The organism is Kitasatospora sp. NPDC004614 (genome assembly GCF_042873675.1).
In the GTDB taxonomy this organism is placed as follows: Bacteria; Actinomycetota; Actinomycetes; order Streptomycetales; family Streptomycetaceae; genus Kitasatospora.
Map to the genome: position 1 here is coordinate 274,733 of NZ_JBIALR010000006.1, position 18,107 is coordinate 292,839.

At 73.3% G+C, this 18,107-nt stretch carries 23 protein-coding genes; 21 read left to right on the forward strand and 2 right to left on the reverse strand.

Going from position 1 to position 18,107, the window contains the following annotated elements:
• The 6 genes from ACFYST_RS16680 (at position 1) to ACFYST_RS16705 (ending at position 7,091) form a co-directional block, all read left to right on the forward strand.
• Complete coding sequence (locus ACFYST_RS16680) at positions 1-1,368, forward strand: O-antigen ligase family protein (RefSeq protein ID WP_387862966.1); 1,368 nt, start codon at positions 1-3, stop codon at positions 1,366-1,368.
• Positions 1,365-3,077, forward strand: a complete 1,713-nt coding sequence (locus ACFYST_RS16685) for a lipid II flippase MurJ (protein ID WP_387862969.1) — start codon at positions 1,365-1,367, stop codon at positions 3,075-3,077. The genes ACFYST_RS16680 and ACFYST_RS16685 overlap by 4 nt, the downstream gene beginning before the upstream one ends.
• Complete coding sequence (locus ACFYST_RS16690) at positions 3,070-3,855, forward strand: polysaccharide deacetylase family protein (protein WP_387646118.1); 786 nt, start codon at positions 3,070-3,072, stop codon at positions 3,853-3,855. Before ACFYST_RS16685 ends, ACFYST_RS16690 begins: the two co-directional genes overlap by 8 nt.
• Positions 3,852-5,006, forward strand: a complete 1,155-nt coding sequence (locus ACFYST_RS16695) for a glycosyltransferase (RefSeq protein WP_387862972.1) — start codon at positions 3,852-3,854, stop codon at positions 5,004-5,006. The genes ACFYST_RS16690 and ACFYST_RS16695 overlap by 4 nt, the downstream gene beginning before the upstream one ends.
• Before the next feature lie 274 nt (positions 5,007-5,280).
• Positions 5,281-5,913 (forward strand): Wzz/FepE/Etk N-terminal domain-containing protein, encoded by a 633-nt coding sequence (locus ACFYST_RS16700; protein ID WP_387862974.1) that lies wholly within the window; start codon positions 5,281-5,283, stop codon positions 5,911-5,913.
• Entirely contained in the window at positions 5,910-7,091 is a 1,182-nt protein-coding gene (locus ACFYST_RS16705; protein WP_387862977.1) for a GNAT family N-acetyltransferase, read from the forward strand. Before ACFYST_RS16700 ends, ACFYST_RS16705 begins: the two co-directional genes overlap by 4 nt.
• Here the strand turns inward: ACFYST_RS16705 and ACFYST_RS16710 are convergent.
• Both ACFYST_RS16710 and ACFYST_RS16715 read right to left on the reverse strand, forming a co-directional pair.
• The gene (locus ACFYST_RS16710) at positions 7,068-8,153 is read right to left on the reverse strand and encodes a glycoside hydrolase family 26 protein (protein ID WP_387646108.1); all 1,086 of its coding nucleotides are present in this window, start codon (positions 8,151-8,153) and stop codon (positions 7,068-7,070) included. The genes ACFYST_RS16705 and ACFYST_RS16710 overlap by 24 nt on opposite strands.
• A 104-nt stretch (positions 8,154-8,257) precedes the next feature.
• Positions 8,258-9,136 carry a neutral zinc metallopeptidase gene (locus ACFYST_RS16715; RefSeq protein ID WP_387646105.1) on the reverse strand — a complete coding sequence of 293 codons (879 nt, stop codon included), beginning with the start codon at positions 9,134-9,136 and terminating at the stop codon, positions 8,258-8,260.
• Positions 9,137-9,325: 189 nt separating this feature from the next.
• Between ACFYST_RS16715 and ACFYST_RS16720 the strand changes: the two genes are divergently transcribed.
• The 15 genes from ACFYST_RS16720 (at position 9,326) to ACFYST_RS16790 (ending at position 18,036) form a co-directional block, all read left to right on the forward strand.
• A complete protein-coding gene (locus ACFYST_RS16720; protein ID WP_387646103.1) occupies positions 9,326-10,234 on the forward strand; it encodes a hypothetical protein in 909 nt (302 codons plus the stop codon).
• A gap of 107 nt (positions 10,235-10,341) precedes the next feature.
• The gene (locus tag ACFYST_RS16725) at positions 10,342-11,940 is read left to right on the forward strand and encodes an ABC-F family ATP-binding cassette domain-containing protein (protein WP_387862980.1); all 1,599 of its coding nucleotides are present in this window, start codon (positions 10,342-10,344) and stop codon (positions 11,938-11,940) included.
• A gap of 339 nt (positions 11,941-12,279) precedes the next feature.
• Positions 12,280-12,513, forward strand: coding sequence for a helix-turn-helix domain-containing protein (locus tag ACFYST_RS16730; protein WP_014138756.1), 234 nt, complete (start codon positions 12,280-12,282; stop codon positions 12,511-12,513).
• Positions 12,514-12,778: 265 nt separating this feature from the next.
• Entirely contained in the window at positions 12,779-13,579 is an 801-nt protein-coding gene (locus tag ACFYST_RS16735) for an enoyl-CoA hydratase/isomerase family protein (protein WP_387646097.1), read from the forward strand.
• A 262-nt stretch (positions 13,580-13,841) separates the two neighbouring features.
• Positions 13,842-14,321, forward strand: coding sequence for an Asp23/Gls24 family envelope stress response protein (locus ACFYST_RS16740; protein WP_387646094.1), 480 nt, complete (start codon positions 13,842-13,844; stop codon positions 14,319-14,321).
• A 31-nt stretch (positions 14,322-14,352) separates the two neighbouring features.
• A complete protein-coding gene (locus ACFYST_RS16745) occupies positions 14,353-14,544 on the forward strand; it encodes a hypothetical protein (RefSeq protein ID WP_387646091.1) in 192 nt (63 codons plus the stop codon).
• Positions 14,544-14,888: a hypothetical protein gene (locus tag ACFYST_RS16750; protein ID WP_387862981.1), complete on the forward strand. Its 345-nt coding sequence runs from the start codon at positions 14,544-14,546 to the stop codon at positions 14,886-14,888. Before ACFYST_RS16745 ends, ACFYST_RS16750 begins: the two co-directional genes overlap by 1 nt.
• Entirely contained in the window at positions 14,885-15,472 is a 588-nt protein-coding gene (locus ACFYST_RS16755; RefSeq protein WP_387862983.1) for a hypothetical protein, read from the forward strand. The genes ACFYST_RS16750 and ACFYST_RS16755 overlap by 4 nt, the downstream gene beginning before the upstream one ends.
• On the forward strand, positions 15,469-15,591 hold the full coding sequence (locus ACFYST_RS16760; RefSeq protein WP_387646080.1) for a hypothetical protein: 123 nt from the start codon (positions 15,469-15,471) through the stop codon (positions 15,589-15,591). The genes ACFYST_RS16755 and ACFYST_RS16760 overlap by 4 nt, the downstream gene beginning before the upstream one ends.
• On the forward strand, positions 15,588-15,710 hold the full coding sequence (locus tag ACFYST_RS16765) for a hypothetical protein (RefSeq protein ID WP_387646080.1): 123 nt from the start codon (positions 15,588-15,590) through the stop codon (positions 15,708-15,710). The genes ACFYST_RS16760 and ACFYST_RS16765 overlap by 4 nt, the downstream gene beginning before the upstream one ends.
• A complete protein-coding gene (locus tag ACFYST_RS16770; RefSeq protein WP_387646080.1) occupies positions 15,707-15,829 on the forward strand; it encodes a hypothetical protein in 123 nt (40 codons plus the stop codon). Before ACFYST_RS16765 ends, ACFYST_RS16770 begins: the two co-directional genes overlap by 4 nt.
• The gene (locus ACFYST_RS16775; protein ID WP_387646080.1) at positions 15,826-15,948 is read left to right on the forward strand and encodes a hypothetical protein; all 123 of its coding nucleotides are present in this window, start codon (positions 15,826-15,828) and stop codon (positions 15,946-15,948) included. Before ACFYST_RS16770 ends, ACFYST_RS16775 begins: the two co-directional genes overlap by 4 nt.
• Positions 15,945-16,067, forward strand: a complete 123-nt coding sequence (locus ACFYST_RS16780) for a hypothetical protein (protein WP_387646080.1) — start codon at positions 15,945-15,947, stop codon at positions 16,065-16,067. The genes ACFYST_RS16775 and ACFYST_RS16780 overlap by 4 nt, the downstream gene beginning before the upstream one ends.
• Positions 16,064-16,696, forward strand: a complete 633-nt coding sequence (locus ACFYST_RS16785) for an alkaline shock response membrane anchor protein AmaP (RefSeq protein WP_387862984.1) — start codon at positions 16,064-16,066, stop codon at positions 16,694-16,696. The genes ACFYST_RS16780 and ACFYST_RS16785 overlap by 4 nt, the downstream gene beginning before the upstream one ends.
• A 107-nt stretch (positions 16,697-16,803) precedes the next feature.
• On the forward strand, positions 16,804-18,036 hold the full coding sequence (locus ACFYST_RS16790) for an MFS transporter (protein ID WP_387862987.1): 1,233 nt from the start codon (positions 16,804-16,806) through the stop codon (positions 18,034-18,036).
• Positions 18,037-18,107 lie beyond the last annotated feature (71 nt).

Consider the following 18,107-nt stretch of genomic DNA (forward strand, 5'->3'; position numbering starts at 1 on the left):
GTGGCCGTCACCCTCCGACTCCCGCCCGCCACGGGCCGGTTCACCGGCCGAGCCGCACCCCGGCAGCGCCGGCTCGCACCCCGGCCGAGCTGGCTCGCCGCCGCCACCGTGCTGCTGGTCTGCGTCCCCACCGGCGAGAAGGACGTCACCGCCGCCGTCCACGTCACCCCGGCCGACCTGGCCTCGCTCGCGCTGGTCGCACTGACCGCCGTCCAACTGCTGCGCGCCCGGCTGCCCCGGCTCGACCCGGCGGCCGCCGTGCTGTTCGGCGGCGTGGTGCTGGCCGCCGCCGCGGCCACCGTGCACTCCGTCGACCCGTCGGCCAGCCTCACCGGCTTCGTCCGGCTGGTGCAGATCTTCGTACTGGTGCCCGCCGCCGTGCTGCTCGCCGTCCGCGACCGCGACGACCGGCGGCTGGTGCTCGGCTCGTTCGTGCTGGCCGCGCTGATCGAGGGCGCGGTCGGCGCCACCCAGTACCTGACCCGCACCGGCGCCTCCTACACCGGGCAGCCGATCCGCGCCGTCGGCACCTTCGGCGCGCTCGACATCATGGCGATGTCCGGCGTGGTCTCGTTCGGGCTGCTCGCCGCCCTCGGTCTTGGCCTGGCCGAACGCGGCCCCGGCGGCAGCCGCGCGCTGCGCCGCGCGATGTGGGCGAGCGCCGCGTTCCTGGCCTTCCCGCTGGCGGTGTCGTTCAGCCGGGGCAGCTGGATCGCCACCGCGGTCGCCGCCTCCGTGCTGCTGCTGCGCGCCGACGCCCGGCTGGCCGTCAAGGGCGTGCTGGTCGGCGCCGCCGCCGCAGTGGTGCTGGTCGGGGGGCTCGGCCTCGGCGCGTCCGGCGTCACCGAGCGGCTCAGCTCGATCGGCTCGGTCTCCGCCGCCCCCGACCAGTCCGTCTCCGACCGCTACGACCTGTGGGCCACCGCCGGCCGGATCTGGCAGGACCACCCGGTGGCCGGCGCCGGACCCAAGGCGTTCCAGCAACTGCGCGACAGCCACGCCCCGCTGAGGCTCTCCTCCGGCAGCGACGCCGCGGACTCCACCATCGGCTTCCAGCGCGAACCGCTGCTCTCCCCGCACAACATGTACTTCCTGGTGCTCAGCGAACAGGGCCTGCTCGGGGTGGTCGCCTACCTCGCGCTGTTCCTGACCCTGCTGCTCGGCTGCCTGCGCCGCGCCACCGGCCCCGGCCTGGCCGCCCTCGCGCTGCTCTGCTGGGTGCTCTGGGACTTCCTGTACGCCGACATCGGCGGCACCACCACCGTGCTGACCTCCGTGGTGCTCGGCCTCGCCGCCCGCACCGCGCTGCCGGGGCCCGACTCCCGGGCCGCGAACGGTCCCGACTCCCGTGGAGCGAACGGCACATGACCACAGACCAGCCGGTGGCGCAGGTCACCACCGGCGTCCCCGTACCGGCCCCCCGCAGCGAGGGCGACGACGCCGCACCCCGGGGCGGCTTCCTGGCCAAGGCGTTCGGCGTGACGGCGCTGCTCAGCGCGGCCGGCTCCGGCCTCGGCCTGCTCCGCGACCTGCTGCTGGCCCGCTACTTCGGCGCCAACCAGGGCACCGACGCGTTCCTGGTCGCCTGGACGGTGCCGGAGACCGCCGCGCCGCTGCTGATCGAGGACGCGATGGCCTTCCTGATGGTCCCGGCCTTCAGCCTGGCCCTGGTACTGCGCGAGGAACGCCCTCAAGGTCCGGACCCGGTACGGCAGTTGACCCGCTCCACGCTGCCCTGGCTGCTGCTCGCGCTGTGCGCGCTGTCCGGCACCGTCGCGCTGTTCGCCCCGCAGCTGGTCGACCTGCTCGCCCCCGGCCTGGCCGACCCGCGGCTCGCCGTCACCTGCACCCGGATCACCGCGTTCACCGTGGTGCCGTTCGGCGTGGCCGGCTACCTGGCCTCCGCGCTGCGCGCGCTGCACGCCTTCACCGCGCCCGCCGTCATCTACGTGATGTACAACCTGGGCATCCTGGCGCTGCTGCTCAGCGGCCACCGCCTGCTCGGGGTGCGCTCCGCCGCGCTCGGCGTGGCGCTCGGCAGCCTGCTGATGGCGGGCGTGCTGGTGGTGCCGTTCGCCCGCAGGCTGCGCGTCCGCAAGCGGCGGGCCCGGCGGCGCGGCGCCGTGCGCGGGCTGGTGCTGATCCCGCTGGCGCTGCTGCCGGTGGCCGCGTTCTCGCTGACCCGGCAGTCCCAGGTGTTCATCGAGCGCTACCTCGGCTCGGCGCTGCCGCCCGGCACCATCTCGCACCTCAACTACGCCGCGAAAGTCAGCCAGTTGGCGATGACCTCGGCGATCCTGATCGTCACCGTGACGTTCCCCGTGGTGGCCCGGGCGATGGCCGCCGGCGACCTCACCGCCGCCCGCGACCGGGTCGAGAAGGACCTCGGTCAGGCGGCGGCGCTGGTGCTGCTCGGCACCGCCTTCCTGCTGTCCTGCGCACCCGCCGTGGTCTCGCTGCTGTTCCAGCGCGGCGCGTTCGGCCCCGCCGACACCGAGGCCACCGCGGCCGTCATCCGGGTGTACAGCTTCGGCCTGCCCGCCCAGGCGATGATCGGCGTGATGGTGCGGCCGTACTTCTGCGTCCGCCCGGTGGTGCGGCGCGCCGAGGCCCCGCGCGCCGAGGGCGACCGGACCACCTGGCTGGACTGGTACCCGGTCGGCGCGATGACGCTCGGACTGGTCGTCACCTTCACCCTCGGCGTCACCCTCACCCCGCACTTCGGGGCGCCCGGCCTGGCCGCCGGAAACGCGGTCGGGATCACCTTCACCGCGGCGCTGCTGATGCGCGGCCTGATGCTGCGCGGCATCGCCCTGCGGCTCGGCCTGGTGCTTGGCGGGCAGGCCCGGCTGCTGGCCGCCGCGATCACCGCCGCCGCGGCCGGCTCGCTCGCCGTCCGGGCGGCCACCGCGCCGCTGCCCGCCGCCCTGCTCGGCGGCGCCACCGTCCTGCTGGTCTTCGCGGCCCTCGGCACGCTGTTCGGCGTCCCCGAGGTCCGCGGACCGGTCCTGGCGATGCTCGCCCGGGCCCGGCGACCGCACGCCCCCTCACCCGCCGAAGGGAAGCCGCATGGTTGAAACCTGTCTGCCGGCGCAGGTGCTCGCACCCCGGCTCGCACCCTGGATCCTGATGTACCACTCGGTCGCCGAGGAGGACGAGGATCCCTACCAGCTCACCGTCAGCCCGGAACGCTTCGCCGAACAGATGGACTGGCTGCACCGCTCCGGCCGGCGCGGCGTCAGCGTCCGCGAACTGCTCGACGCCCAGGCCCTCGGCCGGGAGTCCAAACTGGTCGGCCTGACCTTCGACGACGGCTACGCCGACTTCGCCCGGCACGCCGTCCCGGTGCTGCGCGAGTACGGCTTCACCGCCACCGCGTACGTGATGCCCGACCTGCTCGGCGCCGCCAACCACTGGGACGTCGAAGGCCCCCGGAAGAAACTGCTGACCGTCGACCAGGTCATCGAACTCGCCGCCTCGGGCTGGGAGATCGGCTCGCACGGCCTGGGCCACCAGGCCCTGTCCGGGCTGCCGCCCGCCGCACTGGAACGCCAGACCAAGGAGAGCCGCCGCGACCTGGAAGACCTGGTCGGTGGCCCCGTCACCGGCTTCTGCTACCCGTACGGCGCCGTCGACCTGCCCGCCACCCGGGCCGTACGGGACGCCGGCTACGACTACGCCTGCGCCATCGAGCACTCCTCGCTGACCGGCCGGCACGCCCTGCCGCGCAGCTACGTCGGCGACCGCGACGGCGCCTGGCGGCTGCGCGCCAAGCGCAGCCGGCACCGCTGGCGCGAGGCCGTCACCGGACTGCGCTGGGCCCCGCCGAAGCCCGCCGCGGGGGAGCGGTGGTGAAGGTCCTGCATGTGGTCACCGGCCTGCACGCGGGCGGCGCGGAACGCCAACTCGCGCTGCTGCTACGGCATTTGCCGAAGGACCAGCGGCACGAGGTGGCCACCCTGACCAACCCCGGCACAGTGGCCCGCGAACTGCGCGCCGACGGATTCACCGTCCATCACCTCGCCATGCGCGGCAACCGCGACCTCGGCGTGCTGCCCCGGCTCACCCGGCTGATCCGGGCCGGCCGCTACGACCTGGTCCACACCCACCTGTACCGGGCCATGCTGTACGGCCGCCTCGCCGCCCGGCTGGCCGGGGTGCGGGGCGTGCTCGCCACCGAGCACTCGCTACAGGCCGGCGAGATCGAGGGCCGGCCCACCTCGGCCGGCGTCAAGGCGCTGTACCTGGCCGCCGAACGGCTCGGCGGCACCACCCTGGCGGTCTCCGGCCAGGTCGCCGCCGTGCTCGACTCCTGGGGCGTGCCCGCCCACCGGGTCCGGCGGCTGCCGAACGGCATCGACGCCGCCCGGTACCGCTTCCCACCCGCCGAACGGGCCGCCCACCGCGCCCGGCTGCGCGCCGAACTCGGCATCCCCGCCGACGCGTTCGTGGCCGGCGGGGTCGGCCGGCTGGTGCCCGGCAAGCGCTTCCACGTTCCGCTGGAGGCGCTCGCCGCGCTCCCGGCCGGCACCCGGCTGCTGCTGGTCGGCGAGGGCCCCGAACGGGCCGAACTCACCGCCCGCGCCGAGCAGTTGGGCGTCCGCGAACGGCTGGTGCTCGCCGGCGAACGCGACGACGTGCCCGAACTGCTCACCGCGATGGACGTGCTGGTCTCGCCGTCCCGCGCGGAGACCTTCGGACTCGCCGCCCTGGAGGCCCTCGCCGCCGGACTGCCGGTGCTGCACTCCGCCTGCCCGGCACTGGCCGAACTCCCGGTCGGCGCCGCCCCGCACGCCCGCCTGCTGCCGTCCGAACCCGCCGCCTACACCCGCGAGTTGACCGCCGCCGCGGCCGCACCGCCCGGACCCGTCCCGGTCCCGCCCGCCGTCGCGCACTACGACATCACCCGGATCGCGGCCGAACTGGCCGCCCTCTACCGGGAGTCCGCCGGCGCCCTGCCCGGCCCCCGGGCCGGAACCGCGCGCCGCCGCGCGGGCGCCCACTGACCCCCGCCATCCCGTCTCTGGAGCCCCCCGATGCCCGCACCACGCCGCCGCTCCCGCGCGCTGGCCCGCCGCTGGTGGCCGATGGCCGTCGCCGTCCCGCCAGGTGCGGCGGCCCGCCTCCGCTGACCCCGTTCTCTGGAGCCCTCCGATGCCCCTACTACGCCGCCGCTCCCGCGCGCTGTTCCGCCGCTGGTGGCCGATGGCCGTGGCCGTCCCGCCAGGTGCGGCGGCCCGCCCTCGCTGACCCCGTTCCCCTCGTTTCCTGGAGTCCCCGATGCCTGACCCACGCCGCCGCTTCCGCGCGCTGGCCCGCCGCTGGTGGCCGATGGCCGTCGCCGTCCCGCTCGGTGCGGCGGCCGGCACCGGCTACGCCGTCGTCTCGCACCCGTCCTACGCCTCCTCCGCCTACGTGGTGGTGGTCCCGCAGAACGCCGGTGAGAACGCCAGCGCCGTCAACTTCGCCCAGGCGTACGGCCGGCTCACCGGCCAGCCGCAGGTGCTGATCGGCGCCGCCGCCGAGACCCACCACTCGGTGGCCGCGCTGGCCGCCCTGGTGCGCGGCACCACCTCCCCGGACGCCCCAGTGATCGAGATCACCGGCACCGGCCCCCGCCCCGAGGACGCCGTGCAGAACGCCGGCGCGGTCGCCCGGTCGCTGATGGCGTTCGGCAACTCCGGCAGCAAGGAGACCGGCGTCAAGCTGGTCCAACTGGCCGCCGCCGCCGAACCCGACGCCCCCGCCTCGCCGTCCGCCACCCTGGACACCGCGGTCGGCGGCGCCGCCGGCGTGCTGCTCGGCACCCTGGTGATGCTCACCCGCCGGGGGCCCGGTCCGGACCCCGGCTCCACCACTGCCGTGTTTCCCACCCAGGCCGAGACCCCGCGGACCGAAGGGGTGTACCGATGAAGCTCCGCCAGCCGCCCGCCACCGCCGCCAAGGTCCCCGCCCAGGCCGACCACGCCGCCGCCGACCGCCACCACTGGACCGCCGAAGTCCTGCGCGGCGACGACGCGTTGGACACGGTCGCCGACGACTGGGACGACCTCTACCGCCGCTGCTCCACCGCCACGGTCTTCCAGTCCGCGCCCTGGCTGCGCTCCTGGTGGCAGGGCTACGGCCGCCCGGGCGCCCTGGTCCTGGTGCTGGTCCGCCGCGACGGCCGGCTGGTCGCCGCCGCCGCACTGCGCCGCCAGGGCCCGTTCGGCGGCCTGACCAACCTGGGCGCGGGCCTGGTCGACTTCACCGATGTCCTGCTGGACGACGAGTGCGCCGACCGGGCCGCCGCCGAACTCGCCGCCGCACTGCCGCTGCGCCGCCCCTGGCACAGTCTGGACCTGCGCGAGGTGCACCCCGAGGCCGCCCTGCAACGGGTGTTCGCGCACTGGCCGGGCCGCCGGCACCGGTTCGCCGACTCGATGTGCCAGTACCTGCCCGCCGTCCCGATGGACCAGCTGCTCAAGCGGCTGCCCGGCAAGACCGCGCAGCGCAGCCGGGTCAAACTGCGGAAGATCGCCGAGGCCGGGATCCGGGTGCACACCGCCACCGCCGACGAAGTCCCGGACACCGTCAGCGAGTTGCTGCGCCTGCACCGCCTCCAGTGGCAGGACCGCGGCGTCACCCCCGAGCACCGCACCGAGCGCTTCGCGCACCACCTCACCGAGTCCACCGCCGCACTGGTGGCCACCCGCCGGGCGGCCATACAGCGTTTCGAGCTCGACGGGCAGCTGGTCGCGGTCGACCTGATCCTGCTGTGCAACCCGTTCGCCGGCCTCTACATGTACGGCGCCCACCCCGACCTGCGCGAGCGACTGGACATCGCCGGCCTGCTGTTCGGCGGCGCACTGGACGAGGTGCGTGCCGCCGGGATCCCGCAACTGAGCCTGCTGCGCGGCCAGGAGCCGTACAAGCAGCGCTGGCGGCCCGACCAACTGCCCAACCAGCGGCTGGTGTTCGGCCCCGGCCGGCTCGCCCCGTCCGCCGCCGTCCGGGCCCTGCGGGTGCGGGCCCGGACCACCGCCGTGCGGCTGCTGCGGACCAGGCTGCCGAAGCTGAAGGAGGCGCTAGTGCGGGCCAGGCTTCGGTGACGGCATGAGGGCCGGCCCCGCCGCCCCGGACGAGCCGGACATCAACTGCTTGAAGACGTCCGCCGACCTCGGGTTGTCCTGGCACTGCCAGAAGCCGTGCGGGCAGTAGTCGGTGACGGTCTGGTAGGCGGTGTCGTGGGTGCGCATCCACTCGACCATCCGGCGCACGTACTCCGGGTTGTCGCCGTTGCGGAACAGCCCCCACTCGGGGTAGGAGACCGGCTTGCCGCGCTTGGCCGCGAACTCCACCTGGTCCTGCAGCCCGTACGGCTCGCTGACGTACTGGTCGAAGGTGCCGCCCGCGGGCATGTCGTAGCTGTCCATCCCGAGGATGTCGACCACGTCGTCACCGGGGTAGCAACGCGTCCAGGGGATCGCGTCCAGCCCGCGGGTGGGGGTGAAGTCGAAGGCGAAGTGCTGCCCGGGCACCGAGCGCATCACGCCGACGATCCGCCGCCAGTACGCCTTCCACGCGCCAGGGTCGGGCCGGCAGCGCGAGGTGTAGGTGATGCCGTTCATCTCCCAGCCCAGGGTGATGGTGGTGTCGCCGCCGCCCAGTGCCACCAACTTGCGGGCCAGGCGCAGGAAGTGCTGGTCGAACTCGCCCTTGTTGCCGCGGGCCAGCAGGCCGGCCACCTCGCCGTCCGGCACGTTCCCCTCGTTGGGGACCAGCATCGGCACGCCCAGCACCAGCCGCCGGGACTGGTCGGCCTGCCGCCACTGCGACCACAGGCCGAGCACCACCGGCTCGCCCTCGATGTCCCGCCAGCTGTTGCCGGCCAGATAGGTGTGGCCGACCTGCATGTTGGCGTTGTTCAGCCAGGACGCCATCTTCGCGATGTTCGGGATGTACTCGTTCCAGGAACCGACGAACGCGCCGAACGGCACCTCGTGCACGGCCCGCTGGACCGTCGGACGGGGCGCCGCGCCGCGCGGCTGGATGGCGTCCGAGGAGAGCGCCGCGTGCCGCTCGGTCTGGCTGAGCGGCGTGCCCGAGGGCACGCTCGCGGTCGTCATCAGCAGCAGAGCGGCGGCAGCCAGGGTGAGACGGCCGAGGCGCATGGGCTCACTCCGAACGGACTCGGGGACAACTCGGGCGCCTGGAGCGTAACCTGACAGACCATCAGAAATGTCGCATGTCACCCCATCGGGTCATTGCCGCACGGTCATCCGAAGGTGTTGCACTTGGTCATGTCGCCGCTCTGGTAGCCGGTGGTGAACCACTGCTTGCGCTGCTCCGAGGAGCCGTGCGTCCAGGTCTCCGGGTTGGTCTTCCCGGTTGCGCGCTTCTGGATCCGGTCGTCGCCGACCGACTCGGCGGCGTCCAGCGCCCGGGCGATGTCGTCGTCGGTCAGCTTGGTGATCAGCGGACGGCCGGTGGAGGCCTGCGGGGTGGTGGTGGCGTGGTGCGTCCACACGCCCGCGTAGCAGTCCGCCTGGAGCTCGGACTTCACCGAGGCGCTGTCCGCGCCCTGCCGGTCGTTGCCGACCTTGACGCCGAGCAGGGTCTGCACGTGGTGCCCGTACTCGTGGGCCACCACGTAGGCCTCGGCGAACGGGCCGCCCTGGGCGCCCAGTTGGCGGCCCATGTCGTTGAAGAAGCCGAGGTCGAAGTAGGCCTTGTGGTCGCCCGGGCAGTAGAACGGCCCGATCGCCGAGGTCGCCGGGCCGCACGCGGTCTGGACCCGGTCGGTGAACAGAACGCTGTCCGCCTGCGAGTACTTCTTGCCGCGGTTCGCGAACTCGCCCTGCCAGTAGTTCTGGATGCTGTTCACCGTCGCCAGGATCCGGCAGTCCTGCCGCTTGTTTGCGTCCGCGCCGGTCTTGCAGGTCGAGGTCTGTGCCGTGCCGGTGGCCTTCCCCGCCGCCGGCGCACTGCTGCTGTGCGAGTTGCTGAACATGGACGGGTCCAGCCCCAGCACCAGGGCCACTATCAGGCCGACGATGCCGACCGCGCCGCCGCCGATCGCCACGGCGCCCCCGGGGATGCCGCGGCGGTCCTCCACCTGCGAGCCGTCCAGCTGGGCGTCGTCGTCGAATTCCATCCCTGTCTCACCTCTGTAACAGTCCGTCGGCCGGTCGAAGCCGTACCTTAGCGGGCCGTAACGACCGGGAGACGGCCTGCCGACGCAGGTCGCAACCGGTTGTGTCGGAACCGTATAAGGCGTGCGGCGGCGGCGTGGCGCGTTCGAATCCAGCTGAATTCCGTCGGGGCCGGACGGTACGCTCCGGCCGTGTCCTTCAATCCGCTGCGCACTCTGTCGCCCCGATCGGTACTGCCCGCCGCCGCCGCACTGCTGGTCCTCGCGGCAGGCGCGGCGGCCCACGCCAACCGCCCGCAACCGTTCGGGGACAAGGTCCTGCCCGGAGCGGCGGACGCCAGCCCGGTCGGCGCACAGTCGGCCAGCACCGGCGACCTGGACCTGAAGGTCGGCCCCGGCGTGGAGGCCTACTCGAGGGGCACCGGCGAACACCTGTGGTCCTACCGCCGCGACGGCGCCACCGCGCTCTACCTGACCATGGTCGGTGAGGACGCGGCCGTGGTCTGGGACGACGGCATGGTCACCTCCGTCAACCCGGCCGACCACTCCGTCCGCTGGCACCGCAGCGTCCCCGGCCTCGCCGACTGGCTGCGCGCCGACGGCGAACCCGGCGCGGCCGACCGCACCGACGAGCAGCGCCAGGCCCTCGCCGTGCAACGCGCCGCCGCCGCCCTGCACCCCTCCGCCGACTCCAAGGCCGACGCGTTCGTCACCGTGGTCACCCCCGGCCTGCTGATGGGCTTCCGCGACCGCGACGGCGACCTGCGCTTCAACTCCCGCCCCCCGGCGGGCTGCACCTTCGACCCGGCCCGCACCGCCCAGAGCGAGGACGCCGTCCTGGTGCCGCGGGTCTGCGTGCCCACCAACGGCGCCGCCCGCCAACTGCCCGGCGGCGTCATGGTGTTCGCGCTCAACGCGCCAGGCAACTTCCTCAACACCGGCCCCGACGTGAAGATGCGCCCACTGGACCGCCACCGCATCGCGATCGACGACGGCCCGGTGATCGGCACCTGGGTCTACGACACCACCCGCGGCGGCCGGGAGACCAACTGCGGTGCTTCGATGCCGTTCGCGGCGTCGACGCCCACCTGCGAGAAGTGACCCGGTGGGTTCGCGCCCTCCCACGCCCCCGGAAAACGTCTCGCGCGCTCCCGTAGACTGAAGCGAATGGCTGAGTGCCATCCCCACGTCTAGGAGTGACCCCAGCCATGATTACCGCGAACGCCCTGGAGCTTCGTGCCGGCGCCCGCATCCTGATCGAGTCGGCCAGTTTCCGGATCGCCCCGGGCGACCGGATCGGTCTGGTCGGCCGTAACGGTGCGGGCAAGACCACGCTCACCAAGGTGCTCGCGGGCGAGGGTCTGCCGGCGGGCGGTACCGTCACCCGCTCCGGCGAGGTCGGTTACCTGCCGCAGGACCCGCGTACCGGCGACCTCGACGTGCTCGCCCGGGACCGCATCCTGTCCGCCCGTGGCCTCGACACCGTGCTCAAGAAGATGCGCGAGAACGAGGAGCGGATGGCCAACGGCAAGGGCGCCACCCGCGACAACGCGATGAAGAAGTACGCCCGGCTGGAGACCGAGTTCCTCACCAAGGGCGGCTACGCCGCCGAGGCCGAGGCCGCCACCATCGCCGCCGCCCTCGGCCTGCCGGACCGGATCCTCGGCCAGGAGCTGCACACCCTCTCCGGTGGTCAGCGCCGCCGCGTCGAGCTGGCCCGGATCCTGTTCTCGGACGCCGACATCCTGCTGCTCGACGAGCCCACCAACCACCTCGACGCGGACTCGATCGCCTGGCTGCGGGACTTCCTGAAGACCTACAAGGGCGGCTTCATCGTCATCTCGCACGACGTCGACCTGGTCGAGACGGTCGTCAACAAGGTCTTCTACCTGGACGCCAACCGCTCCGCGATCGACGTCTACAACATGGGCTGGAAGCAGTACCAGCAGCAGCGCGAGGACGACGAGAAGCGCCGCAAGCGCGAGCGCGCCAACGCCGAGAAGAAGGCCGCGACCCTCAACTCGCAGGCCGACAAGATGCGCGCCAAGGCCACCAAGACCGTCGCCGCGCAGAACATGGCCCGCCGCGCCGAGAAGCTGCTCTCCGGCCTGGAGCAGGTCCGGGTCTCCGACAAGGTCGCCAAGCTGCGCTTCCCGGACCCGGCCCCGTGCGGCAAGACCCCGCTCACGGCCGAGGGCCTGTCGAAGTCGTACGGCTCGCTGGAGATCTTCACCGACGTGGGCCTGGCGATCGACCGCGGCTCCCGGGTGGTCATCCTCGGCCTCAACGGCGCCGGCAAGACCACCCTGCTGCGGATGCTGGCCGGCGTGGAGAAGCCGGACACCGGCGAGGTGATCCCGGGCCACGGCCTGAAGATCGGCTACTACGCCCAGGAGCACGAGACGCTCGACCCCGAGCGCACCGTGCTGGAGAACATGCGCTCCGCCGCGCCCGACACCGACCTGGTGCAGATCCGGAAGATCCTCGGCTCCTTCCTGTTCTCCGGCGACGACGTCGACAAGCCGGCCGGGGTGCTCTCCGGCGGTGAGAAGACCCGGCTCGCGCTGGCGTCGCTGGTGGTCTCCAGCGCCAACGTGCTGCTGCTCGACGAGCCCACCAACAACCTCGACCCGGCCAGCCGCGAGGAGATCCTCGGCGCGCTGCGCACCTTCACCGGCGCGGTCGTCCTGGTCACCCACGACGAGGGCGCGGTGGACGCGCTCCAGCCCGAGCGGATCATCCTGCTCCCCGACGGCGTCGAGGACCTGTGGAGCCCCGCCTACCACGACCTGGTGTCGCTCGCCTGAACCCCGGAGGTCCGAAGGCAACCGGCGAGTAGACGCCGGGTCGGCCGTCGGTACGAGGGGAACCGGTCGTCCGTCCAATCCGGGAACGCCCGGGCCCGCACAGCCGTTGGCTCTGCAGGCCCGGGCCGTTTCGTGCCCGCCCGGCGGGCTGAGCAGCGGATTCGCTCACCGAAGCGAATCGCGGAGGGGCGCGCACACCCTCCGTGAGCGCCCTGGTGCGCAGCGAACACCACCGGACGAGCCCGCTTTCCGGTGACGGACCTTGTCGAATGGGTGGCCAGGAGCCTTGCAATGGGTGATCATGGGAATCTGACTGATCACCTCTACGAGGAGGCACGGGTGGCCGAGACTCTGAAAAAGGGCAGCCGGGTGACAGGTGCCGCGCGTGAAAAGCTCGCGGCCGATCTCAAGAAGAAGTACGACTCCGGCGCGAGCATTCGCGCCCTCGCGGAGGAGACGGGCCGTTCCTACGGTTTCGTCCACCGGATGCTCAGCGAGTCCGGGGTCAACCTTCGAGGTCGTGGCGGTGCCACGCGCGGCAAGGGCAAAGCCGCTGCGGCCGCCGGTTCCTGACGGTCCATCACCTCAGGCGGGCGGTGCTCGAGCAGCCCCGGCCGCCCATGCTGCACCAGCACGCTGCTCGCCAACGCACGACGTTCCACACGGATCGGCGGCCGGGTTCTCCCGAGCCGCCGACCGCCGTTTCCGGGCCCTTGCGCCTCGTATTCCGCGAGCATTCCACCGGCATTCCTGTACGTGGATCCGGTGCTTTGTTACTCTCCAGTAGCCCGTCGGGGTCGGCGGGCGTCCCCGCCCTGTCGCTGGAGGTAGCACCGCCATGACCACCCACATCCCCGACGCCGACCGCACCGCGTGGGAACAGGCCGGCGTCCGCCTCGACCTGGACGGCGAACTCGCCACCGTCACGCTCTGCGACCCCAAGCGCCGCAACGCCCAGACCCCCGCCATGTGGCGCGCCCTCGCCGCGATCGGCCGCGCCCTGCCCGGCACCGTCCGGGTCGCCCTCCTCCAGGCCGAGGGCACCTCCTTCTCGGCCGGCCTCGACCGCGCCATGTTCACCCCCGAGGGCATCCCCGGCGAAACCGGCTTCCTCCAGCTCGCCGCCTCCCCCGACGCCGAACTCGACGCCACCATCGCCTTCTACCAGGAAGCCTTCACCTGGTGGCGCCGCACCGACCTGATCTCGATCGCCGCCGTGCAGGGCCACGCCGTCGGCGCCGGCTTCCAGCTCGCCCTCGCCTGCGACCTGCGCGTCGTCGCCGAGGACGTCCAGTTCGCCATGAAGGAAACCTCCCTCGGCCTGGTCCCCGACCTCACCGGCACCAAGCCCCTCACCGACCTGGTCGGCTACGCCCGCGCCCTGGAAATCTGCGCCACCGGCCGCCGAGTCGGCGCCGAAGAGGCCGTCGCCACGGGCCTCGCCAACGTCGCCGTCCCGGCCGCGGAGCTCACCGCCACGGCGAAGGACCTGGCGGCGGCGCTGTTGGCTGCGCCGCGGAACGCCGTCATCGAGACGAAGGCGCTGCTGCAAGGTGCGGGCGACCGCACGTACGAGCAGCAGCGGGCGGCGGAGCGAGAGTCGCAGGCGCGACGCCTCCGGGACCTCGCGGGGCTGTAACAACCAGCGGCGCGGGGGACTGCGCGAACCAGGGAGAGCACAACCAGGGGCGCGGGGAACTGCGCGACAAGCGCAAGCCCGTCCGTGAGGTCGCGATCAAGTGCAAGTCATTGCCCTGCGTCGCGATCTTGCGGTTGGGGTCTTCCGCTTCGCGCAGTTCCCCGCGCCCCTGTCTTCCGCACCCGCTAGCGCAGTGCGTGGCGGAATGTCAGGGTTGGGGGTGATTTGGGATATAGCTGGACCCGACCCCAGGAGGCCCGACATGGCGCAGCCACACACCCCCACGCCCGCGGATCTGCAGAAGGGCGCGGTGGAGGCGCAGACGGCGGGTGATGAGCGGGGGCGGACGGCGCTCGCGGTCGGGGTGGTGGAGAAGATCGCGGGGATGGCGGCGCGGGAGGTGGCGGGGATCCATGCGTTGGGGTCGGGGTTCTCGCGGACGTTCGGGGCGATGCGGGACCGGGTGCCGGGGTCGAAGTCGAGTGTGGGGCGGGGGATCAAGGCGGAGGTCGGCGAGAAGCAGACCGCCATCGACATCGCGCTGGTGGTCGAGTACGGGGTGGTGATTCCCCGGCTGGCGAGTGAGGTGCGGGCGAACATCATCGAGGCGGTGGAGCGGATGACCGGCCTGGAGGTGGTCGAGGTGAACATCGCCGTGAACGACGTCCACCTGCCGGACGAGCTGGACGAGGTGGAGGAAGAGGAAGCCTCGTCCTCGGGCCGGCGCCCGCGGGTGCAGTGAGTTTCCGGGACGGACTGCGAAGGAGCGGCGGATGAACCTGGCATTGGTGGGCATGCTGGCCGGCATGGCCCTCGGCTTCGCCGGCTACTTCGGCGGGTTCGCGGCGTTCCTGCTGGTCGCGGCGCTCGGGGCAGTGGGATTCGTGGTGGGCCGGCTGGTCGAGGGGGATCTGGAGCTCGGTGAGCTGGGTGAGTTGCTGCGCGGCCGGGACCGGCGGCGCTGATGGCGTACTCGGGGGCGGTCGCGGGCCCGCCCGCGCAGCGTGGCGGTGAGCGGATCGCCGACCGGGTGTACCGCCGGATCGCGGCCCGGGCCGTCGCCGACGCGCTCGCCCCGGCGTGGCGGGGCCGTCCGGGGCCGGGGCCGCAGCCGAAGGCATCGGCGCTGTACACGCACGGCCGGGTCCGGCTCACCCTGCATGTGGAGCTGCCGTTCCCGTGCGACGTCGCGGCGCTGGCCCGGACGGCGCGGGACGCGGCGTGCGAGCGGGTCGCCGAGCTGACCGGCACCGTCGTCAGCTCGGCCGAGGTGATCGTGGACCGCCTGCACCCGGCGGGCCTGCGATGAGTGCGACGGCGAAGGAGCTGCGCAAGCGCAGTGCCGCCTCGTGGCTGCGGTCCGAGCGCGGAGTGGTGACGGCGCTGGTGGTGGCGGTCGTAGTGGTGGCCGCGGGGACGCTGCTGTACGACGTGATCGCGGTGCGCTCCGGCGGTCAGGCCCGGCCGTGGCGGCGGGAGTTGGCGCACCAGTTGGAGACCCGGCAGCTCGACGACCCGTGGGTGCTGGGCTTCGCCGCCGGGGCCGTCCTGCTCGGGCTGGTGCTGCTGACGCTGGCGTTCCGGCGCGGGCTGCGCGGCTGGCTCGCGCTGGAGCCGCGCGGTACGGCGATCCACCGCAGCGCGGTCGCCGCGCTGATCTCGCTGCGGGCCCAGGAGCACGCGGACCTGCACCACTGGCAGGTGAAGGTGGGGCGGTGGCGCACCCGGGTGACGGTCGCCGGAACCACCGACCCGGCCGCGGTGGAACGCCACCTGCGGGACGAGCTGGGCCGGATCCCGATGGCCGGCCCGCACCGGCTGGACGTCCGCACCCGGGCGGTCCGGGAGCGTCACCACCGCCGTGAACTGGCCGAGTTGGAGCCGCCCCGATGAGTCGACGTGTCGTCAACCGCGCGGTGTTGGTGGTATCGCACCGGCTGGACGTCCGCACCCGGGCGGTCCGGGAGCGTCACCACCGCCGTGAACTGGCCGAGTTGGAGCCGCCCCGATGAGTCGACGTGTCGTCAACCGCGCGGTGTTGGTGGTATCGCACCGGCTGGACGTCCGCACCCGGGCGGTCCGGGAGCGTCACCACCGCCGTGAACTGGCCGAGTTGGAGCCGCCCCGATGAGTCGACGTGTCGTCAACCGCGCGGTGTTGGTGGTATCGCACCGGCTGGACGTCCGCACCCGGGCGGTCCGGGAACGTCACCACCGCCGTGAACTGGCCGAGTTGGAGCCGCCCCGATGAGTCGACGTGTCGTCAACCGCGCGGTGTTGGTGGTATCGCACCGGCTGGACGTCCGCACCCGGGCGGTCCGGGAACGTCACCACCGCCGTGAACTGGCCGAGTTGGAGCCGCCCCGATGAGTCGACGTGTCGTCAACCGCGCGGTGTTGGTGGTATCGCACCGGCTGGACGTCCGCACCCGGGCGGTCCGGGAACGTCACCACCGCCGTGAACTGGCCGAGTTGGAGCCGCCCCGATGAGTCGACGTGCCGTCAACCGGGCCATTCTGGCCGTGGTCGGACTCCTGCTGCTGACCGGCGGAGCACTGGTGTTGCTCGGCGGGCTGGATGTCTACCGGCACCTCGGGATCACCCCGCCGCACTGGTGGCCGCTTACCTCGCCCGACCAGCCGGTGGTCAGCGCCACCAGCCGCACCCGCTGGACCGACCGCGACTGGTGGTGGCCGGTGGCGATCGCGGTGCCCGCGCTGGTGGTGCTTGGCGGGCTGTGGTGGCTGTTCTCGCAGCTGCGCCGCGGCGGCCCGGCCGGCCTCGACCTGCCGTCCCCCGCGGCGCCCGGGCAGCCGCACTTCGCACTGCACGTGCGCAGCCGGGCCGTCGAGGACGCGATCGAGACGGAGCTCATCGCCCATCCGGCGGTCGATCGCGTCACCGTCCGGGTCACCGGCGCCGCCCGCCGCCCCGAGGTGCACACCGCCCTGCGGCTCGTCCCCGGCGCCGACACCGCCGCCTTGATCGACACCTACCGCACCGGCCCGGTCGAACGCGCCCGCCGCTCCCTCGGCCTGGCCGCCCTCCCCGCCGAACTCCGCCTCCGGGTGGCCCGCCCCCGCAAGGCCCGCACGAAGAAGACCCCGCGGGTCCGCTGAGACCGGAGAGATCCGCACCGCTTTGCCGAACGGCCGGTCCGCCGGGTCGAACGGCAGTACGGTGACTGACTGTTCGTGAGTCGGTCGTATGCGTGCGGGGGCAGCAAATGCGGGGGTGGCGGAACGGGCCGCTGGCGGTGCCGGGGTTCCGGCTGCTGGTGGTCGGGCAGTTCGCGTCGATGGTGGGGGACTACTGCTACGCCGTCGCGCTGCCCTGGCTGGTGCTGGGCGGCCGCGGCGGGACGGCCCAACTCGGCACTGTGCTGGCGTGCTACGGCATCGCCCGGGTGGCGACCATTCCGCTCGGCGGCATCCTCGCCGACCGCTACGGGGGCCGCCGCATCATGCTCGGCGCGGACGTCGTCCGGGCCCTCGCGATCGGCGCGCTCGCCGCGGTCGCTGCGGCGGGCGAGCCCGGACTGCTCCAACTCGCGCCGCTGGCCGTGGTGTTGGGGGCCGGCTCCGGGCTGTTCCTGCCCGCCTCGTACACCCTGCTGCCCGCCCTGCTCCCGGCCGAACAGCTCGGCCGCGGCAACGCTCTGTCCTCGATGGCCAACCAGTTCGGCGGCGTGCTCGGCCCGTCCATCGGCGGCATTCTGGTCGCGCTGTGGGGATCGACCCCGGCGCTCGCCGTCGATGCCGGGTCCTTCCTGCTCTCCGCCGCCGTGCTGCTGGGCCTGCGGCCCCGCAAGGCCGATCCAGTTGCCGAGGGCAGCCCGTCGGAGGCGGAGACGGACGGCCCAGGGTTCGCCGACGTGCTGCGGCGCGGCCGGCTGCTGCACGTGGTGATGGTCGTCGCCCTGGTCTGCAACCTCGCCTTCAACGGCACCATGGAGGTCGCCCTCCCCGACTGGGCACACGGCTCGCTCGGCGCCGCGGACTACGGCATCCTGCTGACGGTGCTCAGCATCGGCTCCCTGGTCGGCTCGGCAATCGCCGCGAAGGCCCCGGCCACCCAGCAGCCCGCCCGCCTGTTCGCGCTGCTCGCGGTGGTGATGGGCATCGGCCTGGCCGGCGTCCCGTACGCGGGCGGCGCGATCGGCGCGGGCGCGTGCATAGCCGTCTACAGCGTGGCCAGCGGCTGGCAGAACATCGTCGCCGTGACGATGCTTCAGACCTGGACGCCCACCCGCCTGCTGGGCCGGGTGATGAGCATGGTGATGCTCGCCGTCACCGGCTCCTTCCCCATCTCGGTCGCCGCCGCCGGTCTGATCGTCCACCGCATCGGCCCCGCCCCGTTCTTCCCCGTCGCCGGCCTCACCATCGCCGTCACCGTGGCCCTCGCCCTCGCCCAACCGGCCTTCCGTCGCCACCGGCACGGGCAGGCGTTTGCCGGCTGAGGGAGCGCAACCGTGGGCGTGGGGAACTGCGCGGGGTGGAAGGCTGCCACCGGCAAGATCGCGCCCCAGGG